Below are 23,643 nucleotides of genomic sequence, written 5' to 3'. Positions count from 1 at the left end.
ACTATAATAGTCATTTTTAGAGTAAAAATTCTACAACCTTGAATTCCGCTCTGGCACGGGCCTTTGCACCCCCAGAATGCATCGCGGGCAAGCCCGTTGAGCCAACAGGCTTGCCCGCGATGGAAAAAGCCAGGGATCAGGCGATGTCGCGCAGCTCGCGACGCAGGATCTTGCCCACAGGCGTCATCGGCAGAGACTCACGCAGCACGATGTGCTTGGGCACTTTGTACCCCGTGAAATTCTCCTTGCAGTAAGCCTTGAGCTCTTCAAGGCTGACCCCCGCCTCACGAGGCACCACAAACAGCTTCACCGCCTCGCCGGAACGTTCGTCCGGCACCCCGATCACCGCGCAGTTGGCGACCTTGGGGTGAGCCATGACCACATCTTCGATCTCGTTGGGGTAAACGTTGAAACCCGAGACGATGATCATGTCCTTCTTACGATCAACGATGCGCACGAAACCATCGGGATCGATCACTGCAATATCGCCGGACTTGAACCAACCCTCGGCATCCAGCACTTCGGCCGTGGCTTCCGGCTTGTTCCAGTAGCCCTTCATGATCTGTGGTCCCTTGATGCACAGCTCGCCACGCTCGCCCAGCGGCAGCTCGGTGCCCTGGTCATCGATGACCTTCAAGGTGGTGCCCGGCACTGGCAGACCGACCGTACCCAATCGCGAGCGGTCGCCATAGGGGTTGGTGCAGGCCACCGGCGAGGTCTCGGTGAGGCCATAACCTTCGGTGATCCGGCAGCCGGTGAGTTTCTGCCAGCGCTCAGCCGTGGCCTTGACCAGGGCCGTGCCACCGGAGTTGGTCAGCTTGAGGTTGGAAAAATCCAGGTTCTTGAATTCCGGGTGATCCATCAGGGCCACGAACAGCGTGTTGAGCCCCAGCAAGGCGGAAAAACGCCAGTTCTTCAGCTCCTTGATAAAGGCGCCGATATCCCGCGGATTGCTGATCAGCACGTTGTGGTTGCCCGTGACCATCATGCACATGCAGTTCGCGGTGAAGGCATAGATGTGGTACAGCGGCAGCGGCGCGATCATCACTTCCTGCCCTTCACGCCACTGGCTATGACCGTCGGGCCCGTGCTGGCCGAGGCAGGCCCGGGCCTGCTGCATGTTGGCCACCAGGTTGCCGTGGGTCAGCATCGCGCCCTTGGCCAGGCCGGTGGTACCGCCGGTGTACTGCAACACGGCAACATCATCGAGCCCCACCTGCAGCGGCTTGATCCCCTGGCCACGCCCCAGGCGCAGGGCGCTCTTGAAGGAAATGGCCTGGGGCAGGTGATAGGCCGGGACCATCTTCTTGACCTTGTCCACCACCATGTTGACCAACCAGCCCTTGGCGGTGGGCATCAGGTCGCCCATCCTGGCCTCGATCAGGAACTGGATATCGGTATCCCCTAAAACTTCCTGGACCTTCTGCCCGAAGACATTCAGGTAGACCAGGGCCCGGGCTCCTGAGTCCTTGAACTGATGACGCATCTCCCTGGCGGTGTACAGCGGATTGGTGTTGACCACCACCAGACCGGCCCGCAGCGCACCGAAGACCGCGATCGGGTACTGCAGGACGTTGGGCATCTGCACCGCAATACGATCCCCCGGAACCAGATCGGTATGGCTTTGCAGATAACCGGCAAAGGCCGCGCTGTAGCGTTCCAGCTCGGCGTAGGTGAGGGTCACCCCCATATTGCTGAAGGCCGGGCGATCAGCAAATTTCTTGCAGGAACGCTCAAACACCTCGATCACCGACTTGAAGGCCCCCAGGTCAATCTCGTTGGGGACGCCGGCGGGGCGCTTATCATTCCAGAAATCAGGTTGCATTATTCTTGTCCTCTCATTACCTGAACGGTCCGGGCCGCCTGTGTAACGCTATCAGCGGCGGGGCTCATCGGACGTTAGCAGCTATGGTGAATCAGGCAAATATGCGCAAGTGTGTCATTAATTTTATGAATCTTGCTTCCAACAGGCGTGCGCATCAGACGCACACGCGGCGATACGCTATAAAGTGCAGCGTCTTCGTGCAAAGGAATCGCCATGACCCACGACACGTTCTGGTTGACCACGAGTGATCACCAACGCCTCTTCGTCAACCTGTGGCTGCCCGAGTGCCCGCTCAAGGCACTCATCCTGCTCTCCCACGGCATGGCCGAGCACAGCGGGCGTTACGCTCGCCTGGCCGAGGCCCTGTGCGCCGAGGGTTATGGAATCTATGCCCCGGATCAGCGCGGCCACGGTAAAACCGCGGAACACGGGGTCCTCGGCCACTACGCAGACCAGGGTGGCTGGAACAAGGTCGTCGGCGACCTGGCCAGCCTCAACCAGCACATCGGCCAGCAACACCCCGGCACGCCCATCGTGCTGTTGGGCCACAGCATGGGCAGCTACATCGCCCAGGCCTACCTGCAACATCACAGCGCCAGCCTCCACGGGGCGATTCTCAGCGGCTCGAACTTCCAGCCAGTGGCCCTGTACCGCGCCGCCAGCCTGATCGCGCGGTTCGAACGCTGGCGCCAGGGCGGCCAGGGACGCAGCGCACTGATCGAGTGGCTGTCGTTCGGCTCCTTCAACAAGGCTTTCAAGCCCAATCGCACCGCCTTCGACTGGCTCAGCCGCGATCCGGCCGAAGTCGACAAGTACGTGAACGACCCGCTGTGTGGCTATCGCTGCACCAACCAGCTGTGGATCGACCTGCTCGGTGGCCTGCAACAAATCAGCAAGATTTCCAACCTGGCGCAGATCGATCCCGGCCTGCCGTTGTTGGTCATGGGCGGAGAATGTGATCCGGTGAGTGATGGCAAGCGTCTCAAGGATCTGGCCAACGCATTGCGCGAGGCCGGCAGCCAGTGCCTGCAACTCAATATCTACCCGCAGGCACGTCATGAGCTGTTCAACGAAAGCAACCGTGATCAAGTGACCCACGACGTACTGGCCTGGCTGGACCAAGCGCTGCAACACCGCCGGCCTCCACGGTCGGAGTAAGCGACGGCGCGGTCAGTGCGCTCATTTACCTGTCAGAGGATTTCAGCAACATGACCCAGGTTACCAACACCCCTTACGAAGCCCTGGAAGTCGGTCAGACCGCCCAGTACAGCAAGACCGTCGAGGAGCGTGACATCCAGCTGTTCGCCGCCATGTCCGGCGATCACAACCCGGTGCACCTGGATCCCGAGTTCGCCGCCGCCACCATGTTCAAGGAGCGCATTGCCCACGGCATGTTCAGCGGCGCCCTGATCAGCGCCGCCGTGGCCTGCGAATTGCCTGGGCCGGGCACCATCTACATCGGTCAGCAGATGAGCTTCCAGAAGCCGGTGAAGATTGGCGACACCCTGACCGTACGCCTGGAAATCCTCGAAAAACTGCCGAAATTCCGCGTCCGCATCGCCACTCGCGTGTTCAACCAGCGCGACGAGCTGGTGGTGGACGGCGAAGCCGAGATCCTCGCCCCACGCAAGCAACAGACCGTGACCCTGCCGACCCTGCCGGCCATCACCATTGGCTAAACCGCACCCCACGTAATCCTCCAGGAGCCGGCTTGTCGGCGAAGGCTTTGCTCGTCATGGCTTGCGCCAGCAAGCCGTCTCCTACCGTCCACCGCCCTCCTCGACCTGCACGCTGGCGGTCATCCCGGCGCTCAGATTGATGCCTTCAGGCACCTTGTCCAGCTTGATCCGCACCGGAATCCGCTGGGCCAGACGAACCCAGTTGAAGGTCGGCTCCACCTCCGCCAGCAATTGCCCGTCAGGGGTGGCGTTGCGGTCGGTGATCCCCCGGCTGACGCTTTGCACATGGCCCGGCAGGGCATCGCCGGCACTCATCAGCCAGACTTTTACCGGGTCGCCGACCTGGATTCGCGGCAGCTTGGTTTCCTCGAAATAAGCCTGGACGTAGAACGTCGAATCATCGATCAGCGCCATCACTGGCTGCCCGGCATTGACGTAGTTGCCCTCGGCCAGGCGCAGGTTGGTGATATGCCCGTTACGGGGCGCGCGCACCTGACTGCGGGCCAGGTTGAGCTCCGCGACCTTGGCCTCGGCCTGGGCCTGACGCAGTTCGCCCCGGGCTATGCCGGCGTTGATCTGGGCGTTCTCGCGCAGCTCGGCACTGATGGCCTGGGGACCCAGGGCAGCACGGCGACTGGCCTCGTGCTCGCGCAGACTCAATTGCTGCTGACGGGTCTGAACCACGGCCTGGGCCTTTTCCAGGGCCGCCTCGAACCGGTCACGGTCGATGCTCAGCAACAAGTCTCCGGCCTTCACGGGCTGGTTGTCCGCCACCTTGAGCTCGCGCACCCAGCCGGATACGTCCGGGGCCACGATCACCACGTCGGCGCGAATCCGCGCGTCCCGGGTCCAGGGCGTCAGCATGTAGTACTGCCACAGGTGATAACCGGCGAAGATCGCCACCGCCACCAGGCACAGGGTAAATACGACACGTACGGGTGTACGCATAATCAACTCCTTATAAAGGTCCCAGGACCACAGTGATCACCGTCAATACACAGACGTACAGGGCACAATCGAACAGGGCTTCATGCCAGATCCAGCGCCCCAATCCGGTGACTCGCACCAGCACTCGCAGCACGCCGGTGACCACCAGCGCCAGCACCACGTAAATCAGAAACGGGCTGAGCAGCACCCCGCCCAACGACCACTCACGCAGCCCCATGACTGTCCTCCTGCTGCCGGCACCAACTGCGCCAGCTGTTTTGCAATTGCAGCACCGCCCCCTTGGCCAGTTTCAACGCGTCACTGGGTGGCTGCTGGTCCAAAGCGTCGAGCAAGGCCGCACTGGGCGCCACCAGCGCTTCCTGGCGATGACCGGCCGGGCCCTGTTCAAGGATGCGTTGCAACTGCTCGAAATACTCACGCTGCGCCGCACTCACCGGCACCTGGGCCACCGCCAGGCTCAGGCGCAGGTGCATCAGTTCATCGCCGACGTCCAGGCCCAACAGGCCATCGTCCCAGCGACTGCGGGCCTGTTCCGGCAGCTCCGGATAATGCCGGGCCAGTTGCAGCAGGCGATCAGCCATGCGCCCGCCGAACCAGCTTTCCGCGCCCCGCAGGTTGCGCCGAGTCAAACGCACCAGATCACTCAAGGTCGCCGCCAGCAGGCGCCGGCCATGCCAGGCCGGGTTACGCAGAATCAGCAGATGGAAGGCCAGTACCGCAGCGCCCACCCCCAGCACCATGGCCTGGGCATTGTTGAAGAAGCTGGCGACATCGAAATTCATGCGGTTCATCGGCGAAATCAACACGATGAAATGCAGGCAGAACGAAGTGGCAGTGGCGCCTATCTGTGGCTTGGCCATGCCCAGGGCGCCGAAGAACAGCGGCACGCCCATGGCCATGGCCAACATCGCAAAGCCGCTCCATTGGGGCAGGAGGATCTGCCCCACCAGGAACGCCGTCGGAATCGCCAGGAAGATTCCGCGCATGAAGCTCATGCCAATCTGCGCGCCGTTCTCACGGCTGGCAAACAGACTGCAGACCACACAGGTCAGGAGCATGGCCCCGGAAGCAGCAGGCCAGGCAGTGGCCAGCCAGAAGCTGGCCACCGTGAGAAACGCCAAGGCACTGCGGGCACCGAATACCAGGGCCAGCGACAGATCACGATGGGGAGTCAGGGTTGCCGGTTGCTCCACCGGCGCCCGCCCCTCCTGCACCGCGTCCAGGGCCTGGGTTGCCGCCAGGGCGGTATCCAGCAACAACGCAAAACGCGCCAGGCAAAAGCTCTGCGCCGGGCTGATCTGAAGCTCATGGGACGCTTCCTGCAGGCGCGGCCGCAGCGCTTGCAGACCAGCCTTGTCGGCCGCCGCCAGGGCTTCCTGAACCCGATCCATCCAGGGCTGCAGTTGCCGGGCTTCGTCGGCGTCCAATTGTTTCCACTGGCGCCGCACCGAACGGGAGATCCGCAACAGCATCAGCAGCTTCTGGCTCAGGCCACTGATGGCCCGGGCCCGCTGGCGCCCCGATGGCCCTTCGAACCAGGCGTGTTCGCGCTGGGAGTCCACGGCGACGATGCGCCCGAGAATTTCCAGCAGGCCCTTGCGCGCCAGGGCATCGCCGGCCAGGGTGGCGCGAGCGGCCTGCATGCCACTGTGCCAGGCGCTGCGGGCCTGATCCGCCAATTGCCGCTCTACCCGCATCGGCCAGATCAGGGCACTGCTGGCGGTGGCGCAAATGATCCCCAGGGAGATCTCCGTGCAACGGGCCACGGCCTGATCGAACACGGTCAACGGGTGACTGATGGCGGGCAAGGCGATGATCGCCACGGTGTAGCCCGCCAGCACAAAGGAGTAGGACCAGGCACTGCGCAGCAGCGTGGAACTGGCGGTGCACAACCCCAGCCACAGGGCCAGGGCCAGCAGGAACAACCAGGGCGTCTGGGCGAACAGGCCCATGAACAGCACCGACATAAGGGTGCCGACCAAGGTCCCCAGCAGCCGGGCCAGCCCCTTTTGCAGCACCATTCCGGACAACGGCTGAGCGACGATGAACGCGGTCATCAGGGCCCAGGCCGGCTGCTCAAGGCCCCAACGCAACGCCAGCCACAGCGCCAGGCCGCCACCCAGCAGCGTCTTGATCGCGAACTGCACGGCAGGAAGGCTGGGAGCAAGCAAGGCCTGCAAGGTAATGGGCACGAACAAGGACTCTCGGAAGGACTGAATAACCATAGTCGGGATCGCCACGAGTGGGCGCGAGCTAATTATTAGCTAGCTAACTAATTCCCGTCCAGCACTAAATCACAGGCATAAAAAAACGCCAGACTGGCTGGCGTTTTTGACAGGTTTTAGCCGTTACGAACGGGCACGAGCCTGGTTGCGCAAGGCTTTGACCTGATCGTGATTGCGTTGCACGCCGTGGTACTGGCGCTCTACCACATCACGAATACCCACCAGGTTGTGCTTGCTGATTTTATCCAGCGCCTCCTTGTAGGACTTCAAGGCATGGTCTTCACCACGCTCGGCCTCGTTGAGCACCGATTCCTCATCCTTGCCGGTCACCAGTGACTTGAGGTCGACCCAACGACGGTGCAGATCGCCACTGACGCTGGTGGAGGTTTCCGGTTCGCCACCCATGGAGCGCACCACGGACTGCAGTTCGGCGGCGGCGGTAGCACAATCGGTGGAGCGCTTGATGAACAGCGCCTTGAGTTCTGGGTGCTTGATGTCTTCAGCACAGGTCTTGAACCCTTCCTGACCATCCTTGCTGGTCTCGATCAGGCTGTTGAGCACCGAAATTGCTTCTTTATTCAAGTCAGTCATTTTCTGGTTCCTTGCGGGTTGAGAGAGTTGAGTCAACTGCTGGGTTAACTGCTGGATTAACCTTTGCACCCGCCATGCCAGACTTTGAATTTATATTTTTTACTTAATTTTCAATAAGTTATCTTTTAACTAAAAATCTGTATCCGCGTTATTTGCATGATCTGTCATTTGGCCTGCATGCAGAATGCCTGTATTTTCCATGGCGTTCGAATCACACGAAAGTTGCGCCATGACCCCCGAGACACTTGAACTGCTGATCACCCGGGAAATGCCCTTCGGCAAGTACAAGGGCCGCATCCTGGCCGACCTGCCCGGCCCCTACCTGAATTGGTTCGCCCGCGAGGGCTTTCCCAAGGGTGAGCTCGGCGGCCTGCTGGCCCTGATGCAGGAGATCGATCACAACGGCCTGTCCGACCTGCTGGACCCGCTGCGCGCCAAACACGGCAAACCCAAGCCCCGTCACTGAAAAAGAGCCCACCATGCCAAGGACTGCAGCAACCCTTGCCCAGGACGAAGACCATTGGCGTGCAATCGCCCGGCAGTTCGACATCGAACCTGGGCCGATCAATCTGGAGAACGGCTATTTCGGGCGCATGACGCGCAAGGTGGCCGAGGAGTACCAACACAATATCCAGTGGGTGAACCGCAGCAACTCGGTGCATGTGCGCCAGCGCTTCGAACAGATCGAGGCCCTGCAGATCCGTGGCCAGCTGGCGGCACTGCTGGAGGCCCCGGAGAATGCCGTGGCCCTGACTCGCTGTGCTTCCGACGCCCTGCAATCCTTGATCCGCAACTACAACCGCCTGCAACCCGGCGACCAGGTGCTGCTCAGCGACCTGGAGTACGACACGGTGAAAAGCGCGATGCGCTGGCTGGCCCGTCACCGGGGTGTGGAGGTGATAGAAATCGAGCACCAGCACCCTGCCAGTTTTGACAGCCTGCTCGACACCTATACAAGCGCGTTCGAGCGTTACCCGCGACTCAAGCTGATGCCGCTGACCTACGTCACCCATCGCAGCGGACTGGTCATGCCAGTCCAGGCCATTGCCGCCGCCGCCCGGGAACACCAAGTCGACATCATTCTCGACGGCGCCCACGCCCTGGGCCAGATCGACTTCGACCTGCCCCAGCTGGGGATCGCCTTCGCTGGTTTCAACCTGCACAAATGGATCGGCGCGCCGCTGAGCCTGGGCTTTATCTATATCCACCCGGAACGCCTGGAGGATATCGACCCGGACATGGGCGAGTTCCACTTCCCCACCGACGACATCAGGGCCCGAACGCCCTACAGCACACCGAACATCCCGGCGCTGATGACCTTGCCCCTGGTGTTCGAAGAGCATCGAGCCATGGGCGGTTCGGCGGCCAAGGGCGCACGCCTGAACTACCTGCGCGCGACCTGGACCGAAGCCGTGCGCGAGACGCCAGGGATCGAAATCCTGACCCCGAAAGACCCGCGCCTGTGCTGCGCCATCAGCGCCCTGCGCTTTACCCGCCACGCCGACCAGCAAGCCCTGGTGGAGCGCCTGCTGCGCGACTACAACCTGTTCGCCGTAACCCGTACCGGCGCCGGTTTTGGCCCCTGCATCCGCATCACCCCGGGGCTGGTGACGCCTCTGGAGCACATCCAGTGCTTGATCGGGGCCCTTGGCGAATTGGCCAACCAGTGACGCCTCCCTCTCTTCAAGCGAGGGGCGAGGCTTTTTCTCCAGGCAAAAAAAAACGGTGCACCGACCAAGCGCACCGTAAAGCCGTAGAACACACCAACGAATCAGGTAAAAATTTCAGTCCAGCAGAGACAGGGCCTCGGCTGTGCACTCTTGAATCCGCGCCCAGTCGCCGTTCTTGATCCACTCGGGATCGAGCATCCAGCTACCGCCCACGCACATCACATTCTTCAACGCCATGTAGCTCTTGATATTGGCCGGGCCAACGCCGCCAGTCGGGCAGAATTTCACCTCACCGAACGGACCGCCCAGGGCCTTGATCGCCGCCACACCACCGCTGACTTCAGCCGGGAACAGCTTGAAGCGACGATAACCCAGGGCATAACCCTCCATGATCCCGGAAGCATTGCTGATCCCCGGTAACAGCGGGATCGGACTGGCGACACTGGCCTGCAACAGGTCACGGGTGATACCCGGGGTGACGATGAACTGCGAGCCTGCCGCTTGCGCCGCGGTGAGCATGTGCGGATCAAGCACGGTGCCGGCACCGGTCACCAGTTCCGGGCGCTGTTCGCGCAGGATCTGGATGGCCTTGAGGCCGAACTGCGAACGCAGGGTCACTTCCAGGGCCGTCAGGCCACCTGCCGCCAGGGCGTCTGCCAGTGGCAGCACATCCTGCTCACGGGCGATGGTGATCACCGGCAGAATCCGCGCCTTGGCACAGAGGCTGTCGATCAGGGCAACTTTGTCCGCCATGGAAACGGTCGGGGGTAGGTTTGTCATAGCGGCTGATCCTTGGCTCATGGGCACCAGTAAATCTCTAACGGGGTTTGCAGGAAGGCGCGAATCGGCATTTCGGCAACAGCGTCACCGGCCAGTGCGGCACTCAGGGTGGTCAGCTTGGACTGACCGGAAATCGACAACAGCTGATGGCGGGCCGAGGCCAGCAAGGCCCGGCTCATGCTCAGGCGCTGATGGGGCACGGCGGGCGCCAGCATTGGCCAGCAGCGACGGCTGCCATCGACCCGAAGCGCCTCGGCCAGGTTAGGGCTGTTGGGGAACAGCGAGGCGGTATGACCGTCATCACCCATGCCCAGCACCAGCACATCAATTCCCGGCAACTCGGACAACAGACGATCGGCCTGCTGGGCCGCTTCTTCCAGGTTGGCCGCCGCGCTATAGAGGCTGAGGAAGCTGGCCTTGGCCACCGGCCCCTGGAGCAGATAGCGCTTGAGCAGGCCGGCATTGCTGTCGGCATGCTCCACCGGCACCCAACGCTCGTCCGCCAGGGTGATCAGCACCTTGGACCAATCCAGCTCCTGCTTTACCAGGGCCTGGAAAAACGCCACCGGGCTACGGCCACCGGACACCACCAGGGTCGCGTTGCCGCGGGCGGCAATGGCCTCGCGCAGCAGCTCGGCCACTCTCAGTGCCTGGCCTTCAGCCAACAAGGTAGGACTGCGGAATTCGTGGGCTGCTAGCCCCGCCGGCAGTTGCAAATCAGATATCGCCATACCAAGACCTCCCGTCCCGCGTGATCAGTGCAATGGAGCTCATCGGCCCCCAGGACCCGGCCGCATACGGCTTGGGCGCATCACCGGATTTTTTCCACCCGGCGATCAACTGGTCACACCACTTCCACGCGGCTTCGATTTCATCTTTGCGGACAAACAGGTTCTGATTGCCGCGCATCACTTCCAGCAACAACCGCTCGTAGGCATCGGGAATCCGTGCACTGCGATAGGTATCGGAAAAATTCAGCTGCAACGGACCGCTGCGCAGCTGCATGCCCTTGTCCAGGCCTTGTTCCTTGGTCATCACCCGCAACGAGATGCCTTCATCCGGCTGCAGGCGAATGATCAGCTTGTTGCTGATCTGCAGGCGCTGCTCGGGGGCAAAGATATAGTGCGACGGCTCTTTGAAGTGGATGACGATCTGCGACAGTTTTTGCGGCATGCGCTTGCCGGTACGCAGGTAGAACGGCACCCCGGCCCAACGCCAGTTGCGGATATCGGCACGCAGGGCGACGAAGGTTTCGGTGTCGCTCTGGGTGTTGGAGTTTTCTTCCTCCAGGTAACCCGGCACCGATTGGCCCTCACTGTGACCGGCAATGTACTGGCCACGCACCACCTGGGTGGTCAGGCCTTCCGGGCTGATGGGCGCCAGGGCCTTGAGCACCTTGACCTTCTCGTCACGGATGCTGTCGGCGGAGAGGTCGGCCGGTGGGTCCATGGCGATCAGGCACAGCAACTGCAGCAAGTGGTTCTGGATCATGTCTCGCAGTTGACCGGCCTTGTCGAAATAGCCCCAGCGGCCTTCGATGCCAACCTTCTCGGCCACGGTGATTTCCACGTGGGAGATGTAGTTCTGGTTCCACTGGGTTTCGAACAGGCTGTTGGCGAAGCGCAAGGCGATCAGGTTCTGCACCGTCTCCTTGCCCAGGTAATGGTCGATCCGGTAGATGCGGTTTTCCGGGAAGAACTGGGCCACCGCGTCGTTGACCTTGCGCGACGATTCCAGGTCCGAGCCAATGGGTTTTTCCAGGACCACGCGAGTGTGCTGGTTAAGTCCGACCCGGGACAGGTTCTCGCAAATCGCGCCATACACCGCCGCCGGTGTGGCGAAGTAGGCGATCAAGCGTTGTTCGCCGCCGGCGCGCTCAGCCAGGGCCACATAGTCCTCGGCCTTGAGGAAGTCCACATGCAGGTAGCTCAGGCGAGCGAGAAAAGTCTGCAGGACCTCAGTGTCGATGTCCTTGTCACCGACGTACTTGCGCAGCTCGGTTTCGATATTCGCCAGGTGCTCTTGCTCGCTGCCCGGCTCACGAGCCAGGGCCAGAATCCGCGTGTCTTCATGCAACAGACCGGCGGCATCGAGTTGGTACAAGGCAGGAAACAGCTTACGCAGCGCCAGATCGCCCAGCGCGCCGAACAAGGCAAAAGTGCAGGGTTCAACCGTTATCGAAGGCATGATGTTTGTTCTTTTATCAAGTTAAGCTACAAATACCTTTTTTCAAGGCATCACTCAAGGAAAAATGTAGTAATAAACACAACATTTTTACAAAATACAGATTCCAGGTGGTGGTCGATCCAGGCCATCAGTAGGATAGGCCACCTCTCAACTTCGCATTGCGGGCGCTCTAGCGGCTCTGCCGCTGCGCCTGTCTAGCCGATCTAGGAAACCTGAATGGACCGAGTGCGAAATCTTCTGGAGCAGATCCAGAACCGCCTTGAAGAACTGAACAAGGCGGAACGTAAAGTCGCCGAAGTCATCCTGCTCAACCCACAGCAGGCGACTCGCTTCAGCATCGCTGCGCTGGCCCAGGCCGCTTCGGTCAGCGAACCGACGGTCAATCGCTTCTGCCGCTCGTTCGGTGTCAGCGGCTACCCGGAACTCAAGCTGCAACTGGCCCAGAGCCTGGCCAGCGGCGCCGCCTACGTCAGCCGCGCCGTAGAGGCCGACGACAACCCCGAGGCCTACACACAAAAGATCTTCGGCAGTGCCATCGCCTCCCTGGACAGTGCCTGCCAGGCCCTGGACCCGAACCTGATCAGCAAGGCCGTTGACCTGTTGATTCAGGCTCGGCAGATCCACTTCTTCGGCCTCGGTGCCTCGGCCCCGGTGGCCATGGATGCACTGCACAAGTTTTTCCGCTTCAACCTGGCAGTGACGGCCCATGCCGATGTACTGATGCAGCGCATGATCGCCTCGGTGGCCCACACCGGCGAATTGTTCGTGATCATTTCCTACACCGGCCGGACCCGCGAACTGGTGGAAGTGGCACGCATTGCCCGAGAAAACGGCGCTTCGGTGCTGGGGCTGACCGCAGAGAACTCGCCCCTGGCCAAGGCCAGTACCTTGAGCCTGAACATCCCTCTGCCCGAAGACACCGACATCTACATGCCGATGACCTCGCGGATCATCCAGCTCACCGTGCTCGACGTGCTGGCCACCGGCATGACCCTGCGCCGTGGCGTGGACTTCCAGCCGCACCTGCGCAAGATCAAGGAAAGCCTCAACGCCAGCCGCTATCCGGTGGGCGACGAGTTCAACTGAGGCTGGCCGGTTCGCCGGCCTGCCGACTCCTACACCGCAGCCCGCGCCTGCAAGCTCAGGTGCGCCTGCTCCCCCGGCGCCAGGCACAGGCTGTCGGTGCCGCCGGCAGCCGCTTCGACACAGACAAACCGCGATACCTCATTCCAGCTCACCCCCAGCAAGGGCCGGGTGCCGGGGTGCCAGACCACGGTGTCGGCATCGTCACCAGTATCGATGCACAACTCCCGTTGCCAGGCGTGGTCCTTGAGCTGCAATTCGCCTTCGTGCTGGAACACCCGCTGGCACCCGCCCTCGACCCGCAACTCGCCCTGCTGCTGACAGACCTGGCGGTTCAACTGGTCGTAACCCTGGGCGCCATCAAGCCCGGACAGCGCTACCTCGCCGACGTCGCCAATACGCCAGTAGGCGTGCAAAGCCTGGCTCAACTGACAAGGTTCACTGTCCTGGTGCTCGGTGCTCAGGCGCAGATCCATGCTTTGCCCCAGGTGCGCATGCAGGTCGACCTTCCAGTCGCACAACTGCAATTGCCAGTGCAGGCGCACGCCGTCCTCGTCGCTGCTGCTGTCCAGCAGTTTCCAGTCCAGCAGCCGCGCCCAACCGTGGGACGGCCAAGCATTTTCACTGGGATGGCGACCGTACCAGGGCCAGCACACCGGCACACCACCGCGGATCGCCCCCACTTGCGGCCACTTCGAGGCACACCACAGCCAGGGCTTCTGCCCGGCCGGCTGAAAGTGCAGCAGTTGAGCGCCCTGGCGACTGAACACCGCCTGACACAGCGGGTGATCGATCACCAGCACATCGCGCATCTGATAGCGCTCCCAGGCGAACACCGGGCGTTCGCGCAGGGATTTGAAAAAGCGTTGTAGCGGATGCTCATGCATGGGCCGCGGTCCTGAAATTCACTGCTGTCTCGATACTCATCAGGGGGACTTGCAATCCCCACAAAAAAAAGCGGACGGCCTGGGCCATCCGCAAAATGCGCACATGGAGGAGGAGCTTATCGCAACAGCTCTAGAACACCGACTGAATTTTCAGACCGGCCACCAACGCGTTATCCACTTCATCCACACCGCCCGGATGGGTGATGTATTGCAGGTTGGGGCGTACGGTCAGCCAGTTGGTGACGTGGAAACCGTAGTTGATCTCGTAGTTGTATTCCGTGTCGCGCAGCGGCATGTACAGCGGGTTGTCGTAGTTGCTGATGCCGTTGTCCTCATTGATCAGCTGGGCGTTCTTGCGCACATCGTCGTTGACGTGGATCCGCGCAAAACCGATACCCACGTCATCTTTCGGACGCGCATCGAACGGCCCCTTGTACACGAACATCAGCGACTGGTAGTTGTCGACGACGTTGGTGTCCTTGTCATGGAAGGTGGCGTTGGCGGCGATGTTCAAGCCACGGGAAGCGTCACCGTTGTGGGTGGTGAGTTGCTGCTGCCCGACGAACCAGTAGCCGTGCTTGCTGTTGTGCACGCGATAGGCGTCGCCTGTGTCCGCGGCGTCCTGGCCGTTGGCGTCCTTGCGCACATCATTGGCGTCGGCCGTGCTCTTGTAGTAACCCACGCGGTACTCACCCGGCAGGCTATTGAGCTTGGGCGACCAGACCAGTTCCACCGGCAATACCGTGCCCTTGGTGCCGCTGCCGCTGAGCTTGAAGCCGTTGCCGTGCTCCAGCTGCGACGGGTTCTGGTTGTAAGCGCCGATCTGCGCATACAGCTCGGGGGTGATGTGGTATTTGACCCGCAGCGCCGCCTGGCTGACCGGCCAGTTGTACCAGATGCCGGTGGCCCAGTTGCCCACCTGGGAGCCGCAGAAGGCCAGGTTCTGGAACTCGCAGGGGAAGGTGTTGAAGTCTTCGCCTTCGCCGAAGTAACCGGCCTTGACGTCCAGCTTGCCGTCGAGGAACTGGTGCTGAATCCACAGCTGAGTCAGACGCACCATATGGCCACGACCGTACACCTCCTGGGAAGAACTCAGGGTGCCGGCACGCGGGTCGCCGATACGATCGTTGGAAATGTTCTGGCCGTTACGGTTGGTCAGCTGGATCTTGGCCTGGGTATTGTCCCAGCCCAGCAGCTTCTGCAGATCGAAGGCCACGCCGAGACCGAACTGATCGCTGTAGCGCCCGGTCTTGTCGTCGTTGTAGCCGCCATGCAGGTTGGCGCCCATTTCACCGACGTAGTCGGCCTTGATGTCGATCCCCTGCTCGATCAGCTTGGTACGCTCACCACCCCAGTCGCCGGTCATCCACTTGGAGTCGGCGCTGAACGCCTCGTCCGCCATGGCATTGGCGGACAGGACCAATGCCGCAGCCGCTGACAACTGGCAAAGCAGCCGGGTATTGCTGTGTTGCTTTTTCATCCCTACATCCTCGTCTTTATTGTTATTAACGATTTATCCAACGCGGTTTACAGCGGGTGCGACGGATGACAGGCCATCCGCCACGGATTCAACGCCCCTTGAACTGCGCCACGTTGCCGCTACGGGGCTCGGACACAGGCGCGCCGGCCGCTCCCAGGCGCTCGCCGCTCTGGGCATCGAACAGCAACACTCGGGCCGGATCGAACTGCAGGGTCAGGGTTTCCCCGGCATCGGGCGCCTGATCCGGAGCCAGGCGGCAGCAGACCTTGGTGCCATTGAGGGTGACGAACACCAGGGTGTCGGGACCGGTGGGCTCGACCACCTGGACCTCGGCGCGCAGGGTCGGCAAACCATTGGCTTCGGCGGGAGCCAGGGAGATCTGCTCCGGACGAATGCCGAGGATCACCTCGCGGTCTTCGAGCCCCGCGTCCTGCATGCCCAGGGGCAGCTCGCAACGGGCCTGGCCACTGTCCAGCAGGGCTAGCAGGCGGCCGTCCTTGCGTTGCAGGCGCAGGGGGATGAAGTTCATCGGCGGCGATCCGATAAAACTCGCCACGAACAGGTTGGCCGGGTCGTTGTAGATCTGCTTCGGGGTACCGAACTGCTGGATGATCCCGTCCTTCATCACCGCCACTTTGTCGCCCAGGGTCATGGCTTCGATCTGGTCGTGGGTGACGTAGACCGTGGTGGTCTTGAGGCGCTGGTGCATCAGTTTCATTTCGGTGCGCATCTCGACCCGCAGCTTGGCGTCGAGGTTGGACAGCGGTTCGTCGAACAGGTAGATCTTCGGTCGCCGCGCCAGCGCCCGGCCCATGGCCACCCGCTGCTGCTGGCCACCGGAGAGCTGGCCCGGCTTGCGGGTCAGCAGGTGCTCGATCTGCAGCAACTTGGCCACCCGCGCCACTTCCGCGTCGATCTCGGCAGTGGGCATCTTGCGGATCTTCAGGCCGAAGGCGATGTTGTCGCGCACGCTCATGGTCGGGTACAGCGCGTAGGACTGAAACACCATGGCGATGTCACGATCCTTGGGGCTCATGCCGCTGATGTCGGCGTCGTCCACCAGGATCGCCCCGCCGCTGATGTTCTCCAGCCCGGCGATGCAGTTCATCAGGGTGGATTTGCCGCAGCCGGACGGGCCGACGAGGATCAGGAACTCACCGTCGTCGATCTTCAGTTCGATGTTCTTCAGGGTGTCCGGCAGGCCGGCACCGTAGGTCTTGTTGACGTTGCGTAATTCGAGAGTGGCCATGCTTTACCCCTTGACTGCGCCGGACGTCAGCCCGCGCAGGAAATACTTGCCGGCGAAGATGTAGACCAGCAGTGTCGGCAGCCCGGCGATCATCGCCGCCGCCATATCAACGTTGTATTCCTTGGCCCCGGTGCTGGTGTTGACCAGGTTGTTCAGGGCCACGGTGATCGGTTGCGCATCGCCGCTGGCAAACACCACGCCGAACAGGAAATCGTTCCAGATCTGGGTGAACTGCCAGATCAGGCAGACCATGATGATCGGCACCGACATCGGCAGCAGGATCTTGCCGAAGATGGTGAAGAACCCGGCGCCATCCAAACGCGCGGCCTTGACCAGGGCATCGGGGATGCTCACGTAGTAGTTGCGGAAAAACAGCGTGGTGAAGGCCAGGCCGTAGACCACGTGCACCAGCACCAGACCGGTGGTGGTGTTGGCCAGGCCGAACTTGCCAAGGGTGAACGAGGCCGGCAGCAGCACGGTCTGGAACGGCAGGAAGCAGCCGAACAGCAGCAGGCCGAAGAACAGCTGGGAGCCGCGAAAGCGCCACATCGACAGCACGTAGCCGTTCATTGCACCGATGAAGGTGGAGATCAGTACCGCCGGCACGGTGATCTTCACCGAGTTCCAGAAGTAGCCGCCCACAGCGTCCCAGGCTTTGATCCAGCCAATGCCGTCCACCACCTGGGGCCAGCTCAGCAGGTTGCCGGTGCGGATGTCTTCAGGGGTCTTGAAGCTGGTCAGCAGCATCACCACCAATGGAATCAGATACACCGCCGCCGCCAGCAGCAAGGTGGCGTAGATGGCGATCCGGCTGAAGTTCAAGGTCGGCTTGGCGAGGGAGTTAGTCATGGCGCTTGCCTCGCAGTTCGGAGTACAGGTACGGCACCAGGATGGTCAGTACGGCACCGAGCATCAGCATGGCGCTGGCCGAGCCGATGCCCATCTGGCCCCGGCTGAAGGTGAAGGAGTACATGAACATCGCCGGCAGGTCGGAGGAGTAGCCCGGGCCGCCCGCGGTCATCGCCGCCACCAGGTCGAAGCTCTTGATGGCGATGTGGGCGAGGATCATGAAGGCACTGAAGAACACCGGCCGCAGGCTCGGCAAGACGATCCGCAGGTAGATGGTCGGCAGGCTCGCGCCGTCCACCTGGGCGGCGCGGATGATCGACTGGTCGACACCGCGCAGACCGGCGAGGAACATCGCCATGACAAAGCCCGAGGCCTGCCATACAGCGGCGATCACCAGGCAGTAGACCACCCGGTCCTGATCCACCAGCCAGTCCAGGCGAAAGCCTTCCCAGCCCCAGTCACGGAGCATCTTGTCCAGGCCCAGGCCAGGGTTGAGCAGCCACTTCCAGGCAGTACCGGTGACGATCATCGACAGTGCCATGGGGTACAGGTACACGGTACGGATGAAGCCTTCCTTGCGGATGCGCTGGTCCAGCAGCACCGCCAGGAACACCCCCAGCACCAGGCTGATGGCAATGAACATGCCGCCGAAGAGCGCGAGGTTCTTGCTCGCCACCCACCAGCGGTCGTTGTCCATCAAGCGCAGGTATTGCTGCAGGCCGACCCACTTGTAGCTCGGCATGAAGCTGGAATTGGTAAAGGACAGAATGAACGTCCAGATGATGTAGCCATAAAACCCCACGAGCACGATCACCATGCTCGGCGCCAGCACCAGCTTGGGTAGCCAGCGCTGCAGTGCGTCCAGGGGTGAGGCCTTGCTGAAAACCGCCACAGAGCTCATCGCAAAAACCCAGTTATTGAAGTGAATCCGGGATGCACGCCGCCGCTGCATGGGCGTAAGCCCTGCAGGGCGGCAACACAGTCACAGGTCAGCCGCCGACGTACCGGCGGCGGGGTCAAGGATTACTGCGCGGCTTTGACCGCCGAGGCCAGTTGCGCACTGGCCTTGGCCGGGTCCGCATCCTTGTCGTTCATGAAGTTGGTCACCACATCGAAGATCGCGCCCTGCACCGCCAGGGAAGTGGCCATGTTGTGCGCCATGCTCGGCTGCAGGCCGCCGGTCTTCTCGTCGGCCAGGAAGTCCTTGGCCGCTGCCTGGGCGCAGGAGTCGAAGCCCTCGGCGCTCATGTCGTTGAGCATGTCGGTACGCACCGGGATCGAGCCCTTGTTGATGCTGAAGACCTTCTGGAAGTCCTTGCCCAGGGCCACCTTGGCCAGGTCCTGCTGAGCGGCGATATCACCTTTGCGATCGGCCTTGAGCTTGAACACCGCCAGGGAGTCGATGTTGTAGGTGAAGGCCTTGTCGGTGCCCGGGAACGGCACGCACTGGTAGTCCTTGCCGGCAACTTTCTTCGCCGCCGTCCATTCGCTCTTGGCCCAGTCGCCCATCATCTGCATGCCGGCCTTGCCGCCGATCACGTCGGCAGCCGCAATGTTCCAGTCACGCCCGGCACGGTTGGGGTCCATGTAGCCGGTGATTTTCTTCAGCTCGGCAAAGGCCTTGGTCATTTCGGGGCCGGAGAGGGTTTTCTGGTCCAGGTCCACCAGGGCTTTCTTGTAGCCTTCAGGGCCCATGACCGAGAGCACCACGTCTTCAAACACGGTGCTGTCCTGCCACGGCTGGCCGCCATGGGCCAGGGCAATGAAGCCCGCAGCCTTGAGCTTGTCGCCGGCGGCATAGAACTCTTCGAGGGTGGTCGGGGCCTTGTCGATCCCGGCCTTCTTGAACACTTCAGGGTTGATCCACAGCCAGTTGACCCGGTGGATATTCACCGGCACGGCGACGTAATCACCTTCGTACTTGACGGTATTGGCCACCTTGGACGACAGCAGGCCGTCCCAGTTTTCCGTCTTGGCCACGTCCTTGAGGGTGTCGGTGCTGAGCAGGCCGGTGCTGCCCCACTCCTGGATATCCGGGCCCTTGATCTGGGCTACGCCCGGCGGGTTGCCGGCCACGGCGCGGCTTTTGAGCACGGTCATCGCAGTGGAACCGCCACCACCGGCCACGGCGCCGTCCTTCCAGGTGAAACCGTCTTTTTCCACTTGGGCCTTGAGCACATCGACGGCAGCTTTTTCACCACCCGAAGTCCACCAGTGGACGACTTCCACGGAACCTTTGGAATCGGCAGCGAGGGCGCTCAGGGGAAACAGAGAGGCAAGGGAAATGACAGTGGCGAGGCGAGAAATCGCATTCATTTGAAGTACCTTTCTTGTTGTTATGCATGCAAGTCTGGTGCTTGCGCTGCATACGAGTCTAAACAGCCTAGTCGAACGTTCGGGTAACGAAGCGACGGGGAAATGTCACGACATGGTTACACAAGGCCCGGAACAGACGCTTGGGCCAAAGCCGAGGCCATGCTCGGCGCCAGGGGCAGACGCGGAATCAGCACGGCTTGCCAGGCGTGATAGAGGTCCGGCTTGCCGCCCCAGATCTCGGCGGCCGGGCGGTTGTCGCGGCCCAGTTCGTGATGCCAGCTGCCCTGCTGATGATCGATGAAATGGGCTTCGCAGAACTCCCAGAAACGCCGGTACCAGGCCTCGTACTGCTCCTGGCCGGTGCGCCTGAGCAAAGCGCTGGCGGCGGCGCTGGCCTCGGCATGGGTCCAGTGCAGGCGTTGGTGCACCACCGGCCGGTTGTCCCAATCCAGGGTGTAGACAATGCCCGGGGCACCGTCCACGTCCCAGCCGTGGCGGCAGTTGCTCGCGAACAGGTGCTGCGCATCCAGCGCCAGCCAGCCCGGGGTCAGCATCCCGGCCAGGCCGCGCGACGCCTCCAGGTGCAACAGCAGGCGCGCCCATTCGAAACCGTGGCCCGGCGTGGTGCCGAAGGGCCGGAAACCGTCGGCGGGAAAGGCCCGGTTATAGTCGCGCTGGGGTTGCCAGTCAGCGTCGAAATGCTCGATCACCATGAAGTCGTTGGCGGCGGCGTGCTGATGGATCACCCGCTCGACGATGCGCAGGGCGCGGTTGAGCCAGCGCGGGTCCTGGGTGACATCGGCCAGGGCCAGGAAAGCCTCGGTGGCGTGCATGTTGCTGTTGGCGCCGCGATAGGCTTCCGGCTCGCGCCAGTCGCGATTGAAGGACTCGAGCATGGCGCCCTCCTCCTCGCTCCAGAAATGCCCGTCGATGATCCGGATCGCCTCCTCAAGCAGGGCCTGGGCACCCGGCCGCTGCGCCACCACCGCGGAGCTGGCGGCCAGGGCGACAAAGGCGTGCAGGTAGGCGGCCTTGGTGCTGTTGCCGTCCGCCTGCCCGGCAACGGCGAACCAGCCGCCGTGCTCGGCATCGCGCAACGGCCCCATGAGCGCGGCGATACCGTGGTCCACCAGCCCGGCATAACCCGGCAGACCCTGGATGTGCGCCATGGCGAAGCTGTGGGTCATGCGCGCGGTGTTCATGGTTTCGGCCTGGGCACCGGCGGGCAGGCAGCCCCGGGCATCAAGGTTGCCGAAGCCTTCGGCGAGTCGTGAAGCCTTGGCGAAATCAAGCAGGCGCAGGCCTTCGGCGGCGAGCCAGGAATGGTGAGCGGGCGCGTTCAGCCAACTGCGCAGCGGCAGGGGGAGAGAGTCCATGAGTGGCCTGTTGTTGTTTTTATCGAAGGCTTGAGTCTAATCAAGCCGTTCGCAACCGCAGGTAACGAAGGGCCAGCACAATGTCACCAAGCCGTGACATTGCGCGGTTCCACCCGTAGGAGCCGGCTTGCCGGTGAAGAGGCCCTTGAGTCCTGCAGTACCCTTGGGGACGCCTTCGCTGGCAAGCCAGCTCCTACACAAGTCAGCGTCTGCACAGGCCAGCCGCTCAGTCGAAGGTCCGGGGCAGGTACAGGGTCACCCGCAGGCCGCCTTCGCGCAGGTTCTGCAGGCTGACTTCGCCGCCATGGCTGTGGGCAATGTTGCGGGCAATCCCCAGGCCCAGGCCGTAGCCCTGCTGCTGGCCGGCCAGACGAAAATGCGGCTCGAACACCTGCTCCAGGCGCTGCTCCGGTACGCCCGGGCCTTCGTCGTCGACATGCAGGACAAAACCGCTGTCGTCGTCTTCGATGTGCAGATGGGCGTTCTGGCCGTACTTCAGGGCGTTGTCGATCAGGTTGCCCATGCAGCGCTTGAGCGCCAGGGGCTTGCCCGGATAGCTGGCCAGCGCCCGGCCCTGCTGGGTCACGCGGCCATTGCCGTTGGGTGCCAGGTAAGGCTCCACCAGGCAGTCGAGCACCTGGTTGAGGTCCACCGGCTCGATGTTCTCGTGGATGTCGGTGTCCTTGACGCATTGCAACGCACCTTTGACCAGCAGTTCCAGCTCGTCCAGGTCGCGGCCGAACTTGGCTTGCAGTTGTTCGTCCTCCAGCAGTTCGACTCGCAGGCGCAGGCGGGTGATAGGGGTGCGCAGGTCATGGGAGATGGCACTGAACAGCTGGCTGCGCTCGGTCAGGTAGCGGCTGATGCGTTCGCGCATGCTGTTGAAGGCCCGCCCCACTTCCACCACTTCACTGCCGCCGCCCTGCGCCACCGGCTCGACATCGGCGCCCAGGGACATGTCCCGCGCCGCCCGGGCCAGACGCTTGAGGGGCCGGCTCTGCCAATGCACCAGCAGGCCAATGAACAGCAGCAGAAAACCGCTGGTGAGCAGGATGAACCACACCTGCTGCGCCGGCAGCCCCTGTTCTTCGAGGCTGGTATAGGGCTCGGGCAGCAGCGAGGCAATGTACAGCCATTCTCCCGGGGCCATCTGGATCTGGGTTACCAGCACTGGTGGGTTCACCGGCTCCAGGGTCAAGGCGTAATGGGCCCAGGAGCGGGGCAACTCGTCGAGCTTGAGGCCGCCATTGAAAATCCGCAGATCATCGGGGCTGACAAAGGTCACGGATAGATCCGCGTCGTTGCCCAGGGACTGGCGCAGCACTTGCTCCACCGCCTGCAATACCGCCTCTTTGCGCGGTGTAGCGGGCAGCACCTGCATGCCCAGGGGCTTGTCATTGAGGGTCACGACAAAACGGGTACCGCCCATGCTGCGCAACTGGTCGAGCACCAGGGGGCGATAAGCCACCGGCAGCGAACGCAGGTAACTGACGCTGGCGGTCATCGAGTGAGCCAGGCTGCGGGCGCTGGTCACCAGGCCTTCGAGCTGGGTAGCGCGCAACTGCGAAACCCAGATCACGCTGGACAGGGCCTGGGCGAACAACACCGCCAGCAAGGTCAGCAGCAGCATGCGCCCCAGCAGCGAGCGGGGCACCGGCACCCGCCGCAATACTCTGCGCAGTGCCTCAGTGACCATTGCCGGCAACCACATTGGCTGCCAATTGATACCCGCTGCCACGCACGGTACGGATCAGCCGCGGTGGCTTTTCCGTGTCCCGCAGACGCTGGCGCAGGCGGCTGACAGCCATGTCGACGATGCGGTCCAGGGGCATCAGGTCACGCCCGCGAGTGGCATTGCCGATGGTGTCACGGTCGAGGATTTCCTGGGGGTGGTCGAGGAACAGCTTGAGCAGGGCAAAGTCGGCGCCGGAGAGGATCACCTCCTCGCCGTCGTTATGAAACAAGCGGTGACTGATCACATCCAGGCGCCACTCGTCGAAGCACAGCACGTCACCTGCGACCCGCTCCTGAGCGAACTGCACCCGGCGCAACAGCGCCTTGATCCGCGCCTGCAACTCCCGGGGGCTGAAGGGCTTGCCCAGGTAGTCGTCGGCCCCCAGCTCCAGACCGATCACCCGGTCGGCCTCGTCGGAGCTGGCGGTGAGCATGATGATCGGCACCTGACTGCACCGTGGGTGCTGGCGAATCCAGCGGCACAGGCTGAAGCCGTCTTCGTCGGGCAGCATCACGTCGAGGATCACCAGGTCGCTGGGTGCCTCGCTCAGGGCCTGACGAAAGCCGGCGCCATCGGCGGTCGTGCACACCTGGAAGCCGCAGCGGCTGAGGTAGGTTTCCAGCAGCTCGCGAATTTCCTGATCGTCGTCAACCAACAAAATCGACTTACTGACTGAACTCACCGGGGCCGTCCTTATTGTTAGGCAGGGAGCGCGATTATGCCTGATGCAGGGAGGCGTGTTACCGCCTCTTCGCCGTGCGGC

22 protein-coding genes are annotated in these 23,643 nt (G+C 62.4%); 5 read left to right on the top strand and 17 right to left on the bottom strand.

Annotated elements, in window-relative coordinates:
- Positions 1–136: 136 nt before the first annotated feature.
- The gene (gene fadD2 / locus Q8O96_RS08125) at positions 137–1,825 is read right to left on the bottom strand and encodes a long-chain-fatty-acid--CoA ligase FadD2 (RefSeq protein WP_250329525.1); all 1,689 of its coding nucleotides are present in this window, start codon (positions 1,823–1,825) and stop codon (positions 137–139) included.
- Between the two features lie 213 nt (positions 1,826–2,038).
- Between fadD2 and Q8O96_RS08120 the strand changes: the two genes are divergently transcribed.
- Positions 2,039–2,983: an alpha/beta hydrolase gene (locus Q8O96_RS08120; RefSeq protein WP_305948646.1), complete on the top strand. Its 945-nt coding sequence runs from the start codon at positions 2,039–2,041 to the stop codon at positions 2,981–2,983.
- Positions 2,984–3,033: 50 nt separating this feature from the next.
- On the top strand, positions 3,034–3,504 hold the full coding sequence (locus Q8O96_RS08115) for a MaoC family dehydratase (protein ID WP_011062855.1): 471 nt from the start codon (positions 3,034–3,036) through the stop codon (positions 3,502–3,504).
- 81 nt (positions 3,505–3,585) lie between these two features.
- On the opposite strand, the gene Q8O96_RS08110 is transcribed toward Q8O96_RS08115, so the two are convergent.
- From Q8O96_RS08110 to Q8O96_RS08095, 4 genes are all read right to left on the bottom strand, one after another.
- Entirely contained in the window at positions 3,586–4,452 is an 867-nt protein-coding gene (locus Q8O96_RS08110) for an HlyD family secretion protein (protein ID WP_115580738.1), read from the bottom strand.
- A gap of 10 nt (positions 4,453–4,462) precedes the next feature.
- Positions 4,463–4,669: a DUF1656 domain-containing protein gene (locus Q8O96_RS08105; protein WP_102860611.1), complete on the bottom strand. Its 207-nt coding sequence runs from the start codon at positions 4,667–4,669 to the stop codon at positions 4,463–4,465.
- On the bottom strand, positions 4,656–6,644 hold the full coding sequence (locus Q8O96_RS08100; protein WP_250329527.1) for an FUSC family protein: 1,989 nt from the start codon (positions 6,642–6,644) through the stop codon (positions 4,656–4,658). Before Q8O96_RS08100 ends, Q8O96_RS08105 begins: the two co-directional genes overlap by 14 nt.
- Positions 6,645–6,800: 156 nt before the next feature.
- Complete coding sequence (locus tag Q8O96_RS08095) at positions 6,801–7,268, bottom strand: PA2169 family four-helix-bundle protein (RefSeq protein WP_102860610.1); 468 nt, start codon at positions 7,266–7,268, stop codon at positions 6,801–6,803.
- A gap of 229 nt (positions 7,269–7,497) precedes the next feature.
- Between Q8O96_RS08095 and Q8O96_RS08090 the strand changes: the two genes are divergently transcribed.
- Both Q8O96_RS08090 and Q8O96_RS08085 read left to right on the top strand, forming a co-directional pair.
- Positions 7,498–7,734, top strand: coding sequence for a DUF3820 family protein (locus Q8O96_RS08090; RefSeq protein ID WP_025126856.1), 237 nt, complete (start codon positions 7,498–7,500; stop codon positions 7,732–7,734).
- A 13-nt stretch (positions 7,735–7,747) separates the two neighbouring features.
- Positions 7,748–8,938 carry an aminotransferase class V-fold PLP-dependent enzyme gene (locus tag Q8O96_RS08085; RefSeq protein WP_102860609.1) on the top strand — a complete coding sequence of 397 codons (1,191 nt, stop codon included), beginning with the start codon at positions 7,748–7,750 and terminating at the stop codon, positions 8,936–8,938.
- Positions 8,939–9,052: 114 nt separating this feature from the next.
- Here the strand turns inward: Q8O96_RS08085 and Q8O96_RS08080 are convergent, their stop codons facing one another.
- From Q8O96_RS08080 to zwf, 3 genes are read right to left on the bottom strand one after another with little or no spacing between them, the layout of a single operon-like run.
- Positions 9,053–9,718, bottom strand: a complete 666-nt coding sequence (locus tag Q8O96_RS08080; protein ID WP_102860608.1) for a bifunctional 4-hydroxy-2-oxoglutarate aldolase/2-dehydro-3-deoxy-phosphogluconate aldolase — start codon at positions 9,716–9,718, stop codon at positions 9,053–9,055.
- 17 nt (positions 9,719–9,735) lie between these two features.
- On the bottom strand, positions 9,736–10,449 hold the full coding sequence (pgl, locus tag Q8O96_RS08075) for a 6-phosphogluconolactonase (RefSeq protein ID WP_115580740.1): 714 nt from the start codon (positions 10,447–10,449) through the stop codon (positions 9,736–9,738).
- Entirely contained in the window at positions 10,436–11,905 is a 1,470-nt protein-coding gene (gene zwf / locus Q8O96_RS08070) for a glucose-6-phosphate dehydrogenase (protein ID WP_102860606.1), read from the bottom strand. The genes pgl and zwf overlap by 14 nt, the downstream gene beginning before the upstream one ends.
- Positions 11,906–12,130: 225 nt before the next feature.
- On the opposite strand from zwf, the gene Q8O96_RS08065 reads away from it, so the two are divergent.
- The gene (locus Q8O96_RS08065) at positions 12,131–12,991 is read left to right on the top strand and encodes a MurR/RpiR family transcriptional regulator (RefSeq protein WP_170001736.1); all 861 of its coding nucleotides are present in this window, start codon (positions 12,131–12,133) and stop codon (positions 12,989–12,991) included.
- Positions 12,992–13,020: 29 nt separating this feature from the next.
- On the opposite strand, the gene Q8O96_RS08060 is transcribed toward Q8O96_RS08065, so the two are convergent.
- The 9 genes from Q8O96_RS08060 to Q8O96_RS08020 all read right to left on the bottom strand — a co-directional run bounded on the left by Q8O96_RS08060 (position 13,021) and on the right by Q8O96_RS08020 (position 23,562).
- A complete protein-coding gene (locus tag Q8O96_RS08060; RefSeq protein WP_115580741.1) occupies positions 13,021–13,875 on the bottom strand; it encodes a D-hexose-6-phosphate mutarotase in 855 nt (284 codons plus the stop codon).
- Positions 13,876–14,005: 130 nt separating this feature from the next.
- Positions 14,006–15,355, bottom strand: a complete 1,350-nt coding sequence (locus Q8O96_RS08055) for a carbohydrate porin (protein ID WP_102860604.1) — start codon at positions 15,353–15,355, stop codon at positions 14,006–14,008.
- Positions 15,356–15,443: 88 nt separating this feature from the next.
- The gene (locus Q8O96_RS08050) at positions 15,444–16,604 is read right to left on the bottom strand and encodes an ABC transporter ATP-binding protein (RefSeq protein WP_102860603.1); all 1,161 of its coding nucleotides are present in this window, start codon (positions 16,602–16,604) and stop codon (positions 15,444–15,446) included.
- 3 nt (positions 16,605–16,607) lie between these two features.
- Positions 16,608–17,453, bottom strand: a complete 846-nt coding sequence (locus Q8O96_RS08045; protein ID WP_102880657.1) for a carbohydrate ABC transporter permease — start codon at positions 17,451–17,453, stop codon at positions 16,608–16,610.
- The gene (locus tag Q8O96_RS08040; RefSeq protein WP_102860601.1) at positions 17,446–18,354 is read right to left on the bottom strand and encodes a carbohydrate ABC transporter permease; all 909 of its coding nucleotides are present in this window, start codon (positions 18,352–18,354) and stop codon (positions 17,446–17,448) included. Before Q8O96_RS08040 ends, Q8O96_RS08045 begins: the two co-directional genes overlap by 8 nt.
- A gap of 122 nt (positions 18,355–18,476) precedes the next feature.
- A complete protein-coding gene (locus Q8O96_RS08035; protein ID WP_305948645.1) occupies positions 18,477–19,769 on the bottom strand; it encodes an ABC transporter substrate-binding protein in 1,293 nt (430 codons plus the stop codon).
- A gap of 116 nt (positions 19,770–19,885) precedes the next feature.
- Positions 19,886–21,145: an AGE family epimerase/isomerase gene (locus Q8O96_RS08030; protein ID WP_250329533.1), complete on the bottom strand. Its 1,260-nt coding sequence runs from the start codon at positions 21,143–21,145 to the stop codon at positions 19,886–19,888.
- Positions 21,146–21,371: 226 nt separating this feature from the next.
- Positions 21,372–22,841, bottom strand: a complete 1,470-nt coding sequence (locus Q8O96_RS08025) for an ATP-binding protein (RefSeq protein WP_102880661.1) — start codon at positions 22,839–22,841, stop codon at positions 21,372–21,374.
- Positions 22,831–23,562, bottom strand: coding sequence for a response regulator (locus tag Q8O96_RS08020; RefSeq protein WP_305948644.1), 732 nt, complete (start codon positions 23,560–23,562; stop codon positions 22,831–22,833). The genes Q8O96_RS08025 and Q8O96_RS08020 overlap by 11 nt, the downstream gene beginning before the upstream one ends.
- Between the last annotated feature and the right edge of the window lie 81 nt (positions 23,563–23,643).

The organism is Pseudomonas sp. LPH60, assembly GCF_030718165.1.
GTDB lineage: Bacteria > Pseudomonadota > Gammaproteobacteria > Pseudomonadales > Pseudomonadaceae > Aquipseudomonas > Aquipseudomonas danubii.
This window is presented reverse-complemented; position numbering and strand designations above follow the sequence as displayed.

What these genes read in the sequence shown, in the direction of transcription:
- Q8O96_RS08105 (WP_102860611.1), bottom strand. Translation starts at nt 4,669, where the DNA reads ATGGGGCTGCGTGAGTGGTCGTTGGGCGGGGTGCTGCTCAGCCCGTTT.
- Q8O96_RS08035 (WP_305948645.1), bottom strand. Translation starts at nt 19,769, where the DNA reads ATGAATGCGATTTCTCGCCTCGCCACTGTCATTTCCCTTGCCTCTCTG.
- Q8O96_RS08040 (WP_102860601.1), bottom strand. Translation starts at nt 18,354, where the DNA reads ATGAGCTCTGTGGCGGTTTTCAGCAAGGCCTCACCCCTGGACGCACTG.
- Q8O96_RS08090 (WP_025126856.1), top strand. Translation starts at nt 7,498, where the DNA reads ATGACCCCCGAGACACTTGAACTGCTGATCACCCGGGAAATGCCCTTC.
- Q8O96_RS08080 (WP_102860608.1), bottom strand. Translation starts at nt 9,718, where the DNA reads ATGACAAACCTACCCCCGACCGTTTCCATGGCGGACAAAGTTGCCCTG.
- Q8O96_RS08120 (WP_305948646.1), top strand. Translation starts at nt 2,039, where the DNA reads ATGACCCACGACACGTTCTGGTTGACCACGAGTGATCACCAACGCCTC.
- pgl (WP_115580740.1), bottom strand. Translation starts at nt 10,449, where the DNA reads ATGGCGATATCTGATTTGCAACTGCCGGCGGGGCTAGCAGCCCACGAA.
- Q8O96_RS08085 (WP_102860609.1), top strand. Translation starts at nt 7,748, where the DNA reads ATGCCAAGGACTGCAGCAACCCTTGCCCAGGACGAAGACCATTGGCGT.
- Q8O96_RS08095 (WP_102860610.1), bottom strand. Translation starts at nt 7,268, where the DNA reads ATGACTGACTTGAATAAAGAAGCAATTTCGGTGCTCAACAGCCTGATC.
- fadD2 (WP_250329525.1), bottom strand. Translation starts at nt 1,825, where the DNA reads ATGCAACCTGATTTCTGGAATGATAAGCGCCCCGCCGGCGTCCCCAAC.
- Q8O96_RS08030 (WP_250329533.1), bottom strand. Translation starts at nt 21,145, where the DNA reads ATGGACTCTCTCCCCCTGCCGCTGCGCAGTTGGCTGAACGCGCCCGCT.
- Q8O96_RS08115 (WP_011062855.1), top strand. Translation starts at nt 3,034, where the DNA reads ATGACCCAGGTTACCAACACCCCTTACGAAGCCCTGGAAGTCGGTCAG.
- Q8O96_RS08045 (WP_102880657.1), bottom strand. Translation starts at nt 17,453, where the DNA reads ATGACTAACTCCCTCGCCAAGCCGACCTTGAACTTCAGCCGGATCGCC.
- Q8O96_RS08110 (WP_115580738.1), bottom strand. Translation starts at nt 4,452, where the DNA reads ATGCGTACACCCGTACGTGTCGTATTTACCCTGTGCCTGGTGGCGGTG.
- Q8O96_RS08055 (WP_102860604.1), bottom strand. Translation starts at nt 15,355, where the DNA reads ATGAAAAAGCAACACAGCAATACCCGGCTGCTTTGCCAGTTGTCAGCG.
- Q8O96_RS08025 (WP_102880661.1), bottom strand. Translation starts at nt 22,841, where the DNA reads ATGGTCACTGAGGCACTGCGCAGAGTATTGCGGCGGGTGCCGGTGCCC.
- Q8O96_RS08060 (WP_115580741.1), bottom strand. Translation starts at nt 13,875, where the DNA reads ATGCATGAGCATCCGCTACAACGCTTTTTCAAATCCCTGCGCGAACGC.
- zwf (WP_102860606.1), bottom strand. Translation starts at nt 11,905, where the DNA reads ATGCCTTCGATAACGGTTGAACCCTGCACTTTTGCCTTGTTCGGCGCG.
- Q8O96_RS08050 (WP_102860603.1), bottom strand. Translation starts at nt 16,604, where the DNA reads ATGGCCACTCTCGAATTACGCAACGTCAACAAGACCTACGGTGCCGGC.